The organism is Asticcacaulis biprosthecium C19 (assembly GCF_000204015.1).
In the GTDB taxonomy this organism is placed as follows: Bacteria; Pseudomonadota; Alphaproteobacteria; order Caulobacterales; family Caulobacteraceae; genus Asticcacaulis; species Asticcacaulis biprosthecius.
In genome coordinates, this window is record NZ_GL883077.1 from 553,332 (window position 1) to 562,584 (window position 9,253).

At 63.2% G+C, this 9,253-nt stretch carries 6 protein-coding genes; 4 read left to right on the top strand and 2 right to left on the bottom strand.

Going from position 1 to position 9,253, the window contains the following annotated elements; genetic code table 11:
- Nucleotides 1–74: 74 nt before the first annotated feature.
- Nucleotides 75–1,484 carry a helix-turn-helix domain-containing protein gene (locus tag ABI_RS02905; protein ID WP_006271327.1) on the bottom strand — a complete coding sequence of 470 codons (1,410 nt, stop codon included), beginning with the start codon at nt 1,482–1,484 and terminating at the stop codon, nt 75–77.
- Nucleotides 1,485–1,631: 147 nt separating this feature from the next.
- Between ABI_RS02905 and ABI_RS24850 the strand changes: the two genes are divergently transcribed.
- The 3 genes from ABI_RS24850 to ABI_RS02920 all read left to right on the top strand — a co-directional run bounded on the left by ABI_RS24850 (nt 1,632) and on the right by ABI_RS02920 (nt 3,335).
- Nucleotides 1,632–1,778 carry a hypothetical protein gene (locus tag ABI_RS24850; RefSeq protein ID WP_006271328.1) on the top strand — a complete coding sequence of 49 codons (147 nt, stop codon included), beginning with the start codon at nt 1,632–1,634 and terminating at the stop codon, nt 1,776–1,778.
- Nucleotides 1,779–1,782: 4 nt separating this feature from the next.
- Complete coding sequence (gene aceA / locus ABI_RS02915) at nt 1,783–3,063, top strand: isocitrate lyase (RefSeq protein ID WP_006271329.1); 1,281 nt, start codon at nt 1,783–1,785, stop codon at nt 3,061–3,063.
- A gap of 62 nt (nt 3,064–3,125) precedes the next feature.
- The gene (locus ABI_RS02920) at nt 3,126–3,335 is read left to right on the top strand and encodes a hypothetical protein (protein WP_006271330.1); all 210 of its coding nucleotides are present in this window, start codon (nt 3,126–3,128) and stop codon (nt 3,333–3,335) included.
- Nucleotides 3,336–3,433: 98 nt separating this feature from the next.
- Here the strand turns inward: ABI_RS02920 and ABI_RS02925 are convergent, their stop codons facing one another.
- Complete coding sequence (locus ABI_RS02925) at nt 3,434–3,937, bottom strand: response regulator (protein ID WP_006271331.1); 504 nt, start codon at nt 3,935–3,937, stop codon at nt 3,434–3,436.
- Between the two features lie 202 nt (nt 3,938–4,139).
- On the opposite strand from ABI_RS02925, the gene ABI_RS02930 reads away from it, so the two are divergent.
- Nucleotides 4,140–9,134 carry an alpha-2-macroglobulin family protein gene (locus tag ABI_RS02930; protein WP_006271334.1) on the top strand — a complete coding sequence of 1,665 codons (4,995 nt, stop codon included), beginning with the start codon at nt 4,140–4,142 and terminating at the stop codon, nt 9,132–9,134.
- Nucleotides 9,135–9,253 lie beyond the last annotated feature (119 nt).

Below are 9,253 nucleotides of genomic sequence, written 5' to 3' on the forward strand. Positions count from 1 at the left end.
CTTAAGTACGTGAGCACCGGAAGCGCAGAAAACAGTGCTTTGCAGGCCAGCCTGACTCATTTGCAAACAGTCTCTCAGAAGGGAAACGCCGTAACGGCTTTGATCCACTCGTCCACCGCCAGGGTCTTGACCGCTGGCGGGGCAGCACGTTCGCGGCAGTTGGGCCGTTCGCACAGCCGGCACATCGGGCCGGTCTCGACCGCATTGGGGTTGTTGAGGTCAATGCCGCGGGCATAGATCAGCTTGTCGGCATGTTTCAGTTCACATCCCAACCCCACCGCCTGTTCCGACCAAGCGCCGTCGCCATAGCCGCGCAGCCCCTTGTCGAGCGTCCGCGACAGGGTGAAATAGCGCACGCCGTCCGGGGTCTGGATGACCTGGGTGATGATCCGTCCCGGCGTCTGGAAGGCCTGGTGCAGATTCCACCGCGGGCAGGCGCCGCCATAGCGCGAAAACGGGAAATGTCCGGCGGCAAAGCGTTTCGAGACATTGCCCGCGGAATCGATGCGCATCAAAAAGAAGGGCACGCCGCGATGGCCCGGCCGCGACAGGGTGGTGAGGCGTTGCGCTGCCTGCTCGAATGAGGTTTCGAACGGCGCCCGCAGCAGTTCGATGTCGTAGGCATTGCTTTGCGCGGCCTCCAGGAAACGGCCATAGGGCATCAGGGTCGCCGCGGTCAGGTAGTTGATCAGGGCAATCTTGTAGAGGCGCGATGTCGCCAGATCCGGCGCGCGCGCCTTTTCGACCATGGCCTTGAGGTCGGCGCCGTATTCGGAGAGGGCCAGTTGATAGACGACGGCGAAGCGGCGCGACGAGCCGCCGAGGGTTTCCGAAATCATCAGCCGCCGGCGGTGCGGGTCGAAGCGGCGCTGGTACATCATCATCACCTGGGCCGGCATCAGCCGGATCTCGGTGCCGTGCAGGGCGGACAACCGGCGGGTGGCCGACTCTTCCAGGGTGTGGGGATCGCTGCCCAGGGTCTCGAAAAGCCGTTCTCCCAGGTCGTCCAGTTCCGGGAAGAAGTTGTGATGGCCCTGGATCTGGTCGCGCACCCAGTCGCTAGGCGATTGATCGACGGAATCCTCTTCCGCGATCGCGAGGATATCGCGCTTCTTGCGTTCGGTATAGGCGCGATAGAGCCGGGTGATGGCTTCGGCGGTCATGGGCGACGACGCCACCAGTTCGGAAATCTCCCGCCGGGGCAGACGCAAATCCTTGAACAGGGGATCGGCGAAAATTTCGACGAGGTCGGCCTCGCCCGAAGGCTCGGAGTCGTCGGTGAAGGTGCGCAGGTCCAGATCGTAGGTCGCGGCCAGCTTCAGCAGCACTTGGGCGGTCACCGGGCGCTGGTTGCGTTCCAGATGGTTGAGATAGGACGGCGACACGCCGAGATCCTCGGCCATCTGGGTCTGGCTGAGGTTCAGGTCGTAGCGCAGCCGCTTCAGCCGGCCGCCCAGGAACAGTTTTCGTTCGACGTTTGCCATGGTCTGTCAAAAATTTACAAAACATAGTCTGTCATGTTTTTCCAAATGACGCAAATGGCCGGTGTAGCGGTCTATCAATCCTTTAAAATATGGCGTTTCATCATGTCACAGACATGGCGGATATCCCGCCCAGAAAGGAGACAAATTATGACACCTGAGCCCTTGCCCCTGCCCAACCCCTTCGAGCTGGCCGCCGTGTACGCTGCCTCCCTCGGGCTGTTCGCCTCCGGCACCCTGATGGCTGCGCGCTTGAAATCGCAAGCCCTGCAAACCTCCCCCCAGACCAAGGACTGAGATCATGACCACCTTCGCCGAACTGGTTCCCAACGCCCCGCCGGGCCGTTTCGACGGCATCGAGCGGCCCTACACGCCGGAAGAGGTGCTGCGTCTGCGCGGCTCTTTCCCGATCGCCTGTACCCTGGCCGAGCGCGGCGCCAACCGGTTGTGGGATCTCCTGCATACCGAACCCTTCATCAACAGCCTGGGCGCCATGACCGGCAACCAGGCGATGCAGATGGTCCGCGCCGGGCTGAAGGCCATCTATCTTTCGGGCTGGCAGGTCGCCGCCGACAGCAACACCGCGTCCAGCATGTATCCGGACCAGTCGCTGTACCCGGCCAATGCAGCGCCGGAACTGTGCCGGCGTATCAACCGCACGCTTCAACGTGCCGACCAGATCGAGCATTCCGAAGGCGGCGCCAAGCGCGAGTGGTTCGCCCCGATCGTCGCCGATGCCGAGGCCGGTTTCGGTGGTCCGCTGAACAGCTTCGAGATCATGAAGGCCTTCATCGAGGCGGGGGCCGCCGGCGTACACTTCGAGGACCAACTGGCCAGCGAGAAGAAGTGCGGCCACCTGGGTGGCAAGGTGCTGATCCCGACCCAGGCGCATGAGCGCAACCTGATCGCGGCGCGCCTGGCGGCCGATGTCATGGGCGTACCGACGCTTACGGTCGCCCGCACCGATGCCGAGTCGGCGCAACTGATCACGTCGGATGTCGATGAACGCGATCATCCGTTTATTGATCGCGACGACCGCACGGTCGAAGGTTTCTACCGCCTCAAGCCGGGTTCCGGCCTCGACCACTGCATTGCCCGCGGCCTGTCCTATGCCAAGTACGCCGACCTGCTGTGGTGGGAAACCTCGCACCCCGATCTCGACGACGCCCGTCGCTTCGCCGAGGCGGTGCACAAGGAGCATCCTGGCAAGCTGCTGGCTTATAACTGCTCGCCGTCCTTCAACTGGAAGGCCAAGCTGGACGACGTCACCATTGCGCGCTTCCAGCGCGAGCTGGGCGCCATGGGCTACAAGTATCAGTTCGTGACGCTGGCCGGTTTCCATGCCCTGAACAACTCGATGTTCGAGCTGGCTGACGGTTACCGCGACCACGGCATGGCGGCCTATTCGGAGCTGCAGCAGCGCGAATTCGCCAATGAGTCACGCGGCTATACGGCGACGCGTCACCAGCGCGAGGTCGGCACCGGTTACTTCGACCGGGTGGCCGAAACCATCACCTCGGGCCGGTCATCCACGACGGCCATGAAGGAATCGACTGAGACGGCGCAGTTCGCCGCTGAATAACCGCGCTCAAGGAGCGATGCGTTAGCGCACCCCAAAATCTGGGAGTCTAAAGGAGAAAGACTATGGAACCCATGATCCGGCCTCAGGCCATTATCGACTACTGCCTGGCCCCATTGGACCTCAATCCGATGAGCGCGGCGGCCGAGGAAACCCGCCGCCGTCTGGAACACGTCATCAAGACCTTCCAGATGCGGTTGCCGCAACCGGTGGCGGTCGACTTTTCCGCCATGCCGACCCTGGTCATCAACGAGGCGGCGCACGGCTACGAATAGGCGTTCACGACAAAAGAAAAAGAGCCGAAACGGGCCAAAGAAAGGTAACCTCTATAAACCCTCTCCGCGATCACCCCCCGCGGAGAGGGATTTGTCGTTTAGATCTTGCCTTCGGCCTTGTCGGCGACGCGGCGAAAGGGACCCTTGTAGTCCGCGATGGTCCGGCGGCGGCGATCCGGCCCCATATAGGCGGCCGACTTGACCCAGCCGCGTTCGTTGTCGATGACGCTGCGCATCCGGTCGATCAGCGCCCGCGCCGTCAGGGGCTTGGCGACGAACTCGTTGACCCCGGCGTCGCGCGCCTCCAGGACCCGGCGACGGTCGGTGTGGCCGGTCATCATGATGATCGGCACATAGGGGTGGGGGCTGTCGGAACCGCGGCGGATCAGCTTGGTGAATTCGATACCGTCGAGCTGCTCCATCATCAGGTCCAGAACGATGACATCCGGCCGCCAGTCGCGGACGATTTCCAGCGCTTCGATGCCGTCGGAGGCTTCGCGGATCAGGTTGATGCCCATGGAACGCAGCATGGTGCAGACAATCACCCGCATGTAGTGGTTGTCGTCGACCACAAGCACCATGACGCGCGAAAATTTACTCAAGGCTATCCCGATCTCCAGGCCGAGAACCGGTCGCGGATCATTAATCCTTCCGGTCTTCTCGTTGCGTTGAACCGACTCATTAGACGTATTTACGCATTTAACAAAACAAAGATTGATTCTTCCCAAATTCCGCGCTTTCGTCTGCGATTAACGATCTATCAAGGGCTGTGGACAGGCCTGCGGGTCGTACGGGGAAGACATCATGATCGACTGGCATAACAGGACGCTTCTGGCGGGCGCGGCAGCCGTGCTGCTGGCCGGCTTCGGCATCGGGTTCCTGACCGGCAAGGCGACGGACTCGCCGTCGGCCCAGACCATGGGCACGGCCAGCGACAGCGGCCTGATCGGGGGTGCCGACACCGGCCTGTTCGGCAAGCCGCGCGCCGCCAATGCCCGGCGCGCCGCTCAGTCCAAGCCGGCTGGCTTCGATGTCTGGCAGACGTCGCTCGACACATCGGGCGCCTCGCCCAAGGCCTGTATCCAGTTTTCCAAGCCGCTGGACCCGTCCAAGCCCTATGGCGACTATGTCGTAGTCAGTCCGGCCCTGCCATCGGCCCCCGCCGTCTCGGTCAAAGACGACACCCTGTGCGTTGCCGGCATCGGCTTTAACGACCGCCGCGTTACCCTCCTGAAGGGCCTGCCCGGCAAGGGCATGGACAGCCTGAAGGCCAACAAGGACGTCGACTTCGCCTTTGGCGAAAAGCCGCCCTATGTCGGTTTTGCCGGCAATGGCGTCATCCTGCCGCGTGAGGAAAGCGACGGCGTGGCGGTGGAGACCGTCAATGTCTCCAGCCTGGCCTTCGAGGTGTGGCACGTCTCGGACCGCAACCTGGTCCGCAAGTCGGTTTCGGCGCCGGAACCGGTGGGTGAGGACGAATACGACTACGAATGGGGTGAGGATTCCCCCAACGATATCGGCGTCAAGATCTGGACCGGCAAGGTCGCCGTCCAGTCTGGCAATGGCGAGCGCGTCACTACCGTCTTTCCGCTGGGCGCCGTGCTGAAGTCGCTGAAGGCTGGCGCCTATGTCATCAAGGTCAAGGACGCCTCGGGCGGCCGCGACAAGAACGACAATGAACAGCCGCCCAGCGCCCGCCGCTGGATTCTCTATACCGACATGGCCCTGACCACCTATCGTGGCCAGAACGGTATGGATGTGGTGGTGCGGTCGCTGAAAACGGCCAAGCCGCTGGGCGGGGTCAAGGTCGACCTGGTCGCCCAGAACGGCGACACCCTGGGCACGGTAAAGACCGGCGTCGATGGCCGCGTTACCTTCAATGGCGCCCTGCTCAAGGGTTCCGAGGCGTTACAGGCGAAGATGATCATGGCCTATGGGCCGGGCGACGACTATACGGCCGTCGAGGTCGATCGCACGCCGATGGATCTGACGTCGCATGGCATTGGCGGCCGTTCCGATGAGGCCAGCCTGACCGATGGCCGTGTCGCAGGGCAGGGCGTCGATTCCTATGTCTATACCGACCGCGGCATCTATCGTCCCGGCGAAACCGTGCGGCTGATCGCCCTGATGCGCGACAATGAAGGCCGTGCCATCAAGGATCGCAAGGGATTCCTGGTCATCACACGTCCTTCGGGGGTCGAGGCCTTCCGCCTGGCCTTCGACAAGCTGCCCAATGCCTATGCCGGTGGCAACCTGACCCTGCCCAAGACGGCGCCGCGCGGCCAATGGACCGCCAAGGTGGTTCTGGAAGGCCTGGAAGGTGATGCCGGCAGCACCACATTCGCGGTCGAGGATTTCGCGCCGCAACGGCTGGGGGTCGACCTCAAGGCCGACGCCAACCGTCCGCTGCTGAGCCTGACCGAAGTCCGACCGGTGACGGTGGCGGCGCGCTATCTCTACGGTGCCAATGGTTCGGGCCTGCAGGTGACGGGTGAGGCGCGCATCCGTGCCGACCTTAATCCGTTCCCGAAATATCAGGGCTATCAGTTCGGCGACCAGAGCAAGCCGTATGAGGAAAAGTATGTCGACCTGCCGGAGGTCACGACCGATGGCGCCGGCAATGCCACGATTCCGTTCAACGCCGCGGAGGCCGGGGAGACCGACCAGCCGCTGACGGTATTGCTGACGGCGTCGGTGTTCGAACCCGGTGGCCGGCCGGTGCGTGAAAGCCAGACCCTGCGCATCAAGGGGGCGCCGCTGTATCTGGGCGTCAGGACCGAGCAGAAGGACGGTAACTGGCGCGATACGCCCAAGACCGGCTTCAGCCTGATCGCGCTTAATCCCAATGGCGACAAGGTCGCCGTGCCGGGGGTCAAGGTCACGCTGATCTCGGAAATCTACGACTATGACTGGTACCTGTCGGACGGAAAGTGGCGTTGGCGTTCGACCCATCGCGACGTCATCGTCGACAGCAAGACCATGGATCTCAACGCCAATACCGGCATCAATTTCGAGCGCGGCCTCGACTGGGGCGACTACCGTATCGAGGTCGAGGCGGTCGGCCGCGCCAAGACGGTGGTGAAGTTTTCCTCCGGCTGGGGCTCGTCTGACAAGGGCGCCGATTCCCCCGATTCGGTCCGGGTCACCGCCGGCACCAAGACCTACGCCCAGGGCGACACGATCGATCTGACCCTGAAGGCGCCCTACAAGGGCGAGGCTCAGATTGCGGTTGCGACAGACCACGTCATCGAAATGAAGACGGTGACGATCGGCGAAGGCGGCACCACGGTGAAACTGAAGTCCAGCGCGGCCTGGGGTGGCGGCGCCTATGTCATGGTCAGTGTCATCCAGCCGCGCGATCCGGTCGATTCGTCGAAGCCGCGCCGCGCCGTGGGCCTGGTCTATATCCCGCTCGACCCCAAGACGCGCAAGCTGCAGGTCAATATCCCGCTGAGCGATCAGCCGTTCAAGCCGCGCATCGACAACAAGGGTCAGGGCTTCATCGATGTGCCGGTGGAGATCAAGGGACTGAAGTTCGGCGACAAGGCGCGCGTCTCAATCTCCGTGGTCGATCAGGGCATTCTCAACCTGACCAAGTTCAAGTCGCCCAATCCGGTCGACTGGTACTTCGGCAAGCGCGCCCTGGGCGTCGATTATAATGATGACTATGGCCGTCTGCTCGATCCCAACCTGGGGGCGCCGGCCAAGTTCGGTGGCGACCAACTGGGCGGCGAGGGGCTGACCACGACGCCGATCCGCACCATCGCCCTGTGGTCGGGCGTGGTGACAACCGGTTCGAACGGCAAGGCCGTGGTCCACCTGCCGATCGCGAAGTTCAATGGCGAGCTCAAGATCATGACCGTGGCCTGGACGGACGAACAGGTCGGGTCCAGCGAACAGCGCATCGTGGTGCGCGAACCCGTTGTGGCCGACCTGGCCCTGCCGCGGTTCCTGAGCCCCGGTGACCGGGCCTTCGCCACGCTGCAACTCGACAATGTCGACGGGAAGGCGGGCGTGTACGAAGCCATGGTCAACGGGTTGAAGGGCATTGTCGTGGCCTTCAAGAAGGCCTTCAATCTGGACCGCGGCGACAAGGCGATCGAAGCCATAGCCTTGACCGCGCCGCAAACCGTCGGTGTCTCGACGGTGCAGATTGGGCTCAACGGCCAGGGCTATGCCTTCAACGACGCCTTCAATATCCAGACCCGCAACGGCTGGGGTCCGGAGACCCGGGTGATGAGCCAGCTTCAGAACGTCAACGAGGTGTGGGCACCCGATGCGTCCCTGCTCAGCGGCCTGCAGCCCGGTTCGGTGTCGGTGGAGGTCAGCTACTCGCCTTTCCGCAATATCGATCCCGGTCCGCTGGCGGCGATGCTGAACACGTATCCGTATGGCTGCACCGAACAGGTGACCTCGGCGGCGACGCCTTGGCTCTATGTCGACGAATCCATGGTCGGAAAGTCAGCAGCCAAACCGGCCCAGGGCGCTTTGCGCGTCGCCGTCCAGAAGATCCTGGATCGCCAGTCGCAGGACGGCGCCATCGGCCTGTGGCGGGTGGGTGACGGCCAAGCCGACGGCTTTATCGGCGCCTATGCTACCGACTTCCTCCTGGAAGCCCGGGCGCGCGGCGTCTATGTGCCGCAGGAGGCCATCGACAAGGCGGTCTCGGCCATGCGCGCCATGGCCAAGCCGGAAGGCTTTGTCAGCGTCAACTACCGCCTGAGCGTCGATTATTACTGGAACCCGTATTACGGCATTTCCAGCGCGGAAATGACCAAGCGTCTGCGGTCGCGCGCCTCGGCCTATGCCCTCTACGTCATGGCCAAGGCCAAGTCGGGCGACCTGGCCCGTCTGCGCTGGTACAAGGATGTCCAGTTCAAGTCGGAAGACTCGCCGCTGGCCAGGGCCCAGGTGGCCGCCGGCCTGGTCATGATGGGCGATCGCTCACGCGGCCGTGCCGCCTTCCAGGACGCCATCGCCAAGCTGGGCTATGCCGACCAGTTCGATTGGTACCAGTCGCCGCTGCGCGACCTGGCCGGGGTTATCGCCCTGGCCTATGAAGCCGGTGAGGCCGATATCGCCCAGTCGCTGATCCCGCGTCTGGAACAGGCGATGAAGTCGCCGTCGCAGATGAACACCATCGAACAGGCCTATGTCTTGCGCGCTGCGTCCTACATGCTGAAATCGGCCGGCGTGACCAAGATCGAAGCCGCCGGTGTCGGCACCTTGCCGGGCAGCCAGCATGTGGTCCGTTACGGTGTCGGTCAGTTTGGGCCGGTGCGGCTGAAGAATACGGGCTCCGGTCCGCTGTGGCGCACAGTAACGGTGATCGGTACGCCGGTGACGGCGCCGGCTTCGACGGCCAGCGGGTTGAGCCTGACGAAGAGCTTCTACGCCATGGATGGCTCGCGGATTGATCCGTCGAACCTGACCCAGGGCCAGAAGGTGATCGTGGTCATTTCGGGCCGGTCCGATCGGGCGGAGTTGCGGCCGATCGTGGTCGATGATGCGCTGCCGGCCGGGTTCGAGATCGAGGCGGCTTTGACCGGGGAAGACGCCCAGAACGGGCCGTTCCGCTTCATTGGTCAGTTGACGCCGACCAAGGTCCAGGAAGCGCGCGATGACCGGTTCATTGCCGCTCTGGACGTGTCATCGTCCAGCAACTTCACCCTGGCCTATATTGCCCGGGCGGTGACCATGGGTGACTTCTATATGCCCGGCGCCGAAGCCAAGGACTTCTACCGCACCGACATGTTTGCTCGTACCCAGGGCGGGCGGACACTGATTTCGGGGCGGTAGCGCCATAGAATCCCCTCTCCCCGTTTACGGGGAGAGGTTAGGGTGAGGGGCTGCTTAAACTGTCCAGTGTTCAGACGTCTTCGGAAGGCCCCTCACCCGATCGCTATCGCTGCGCTCAG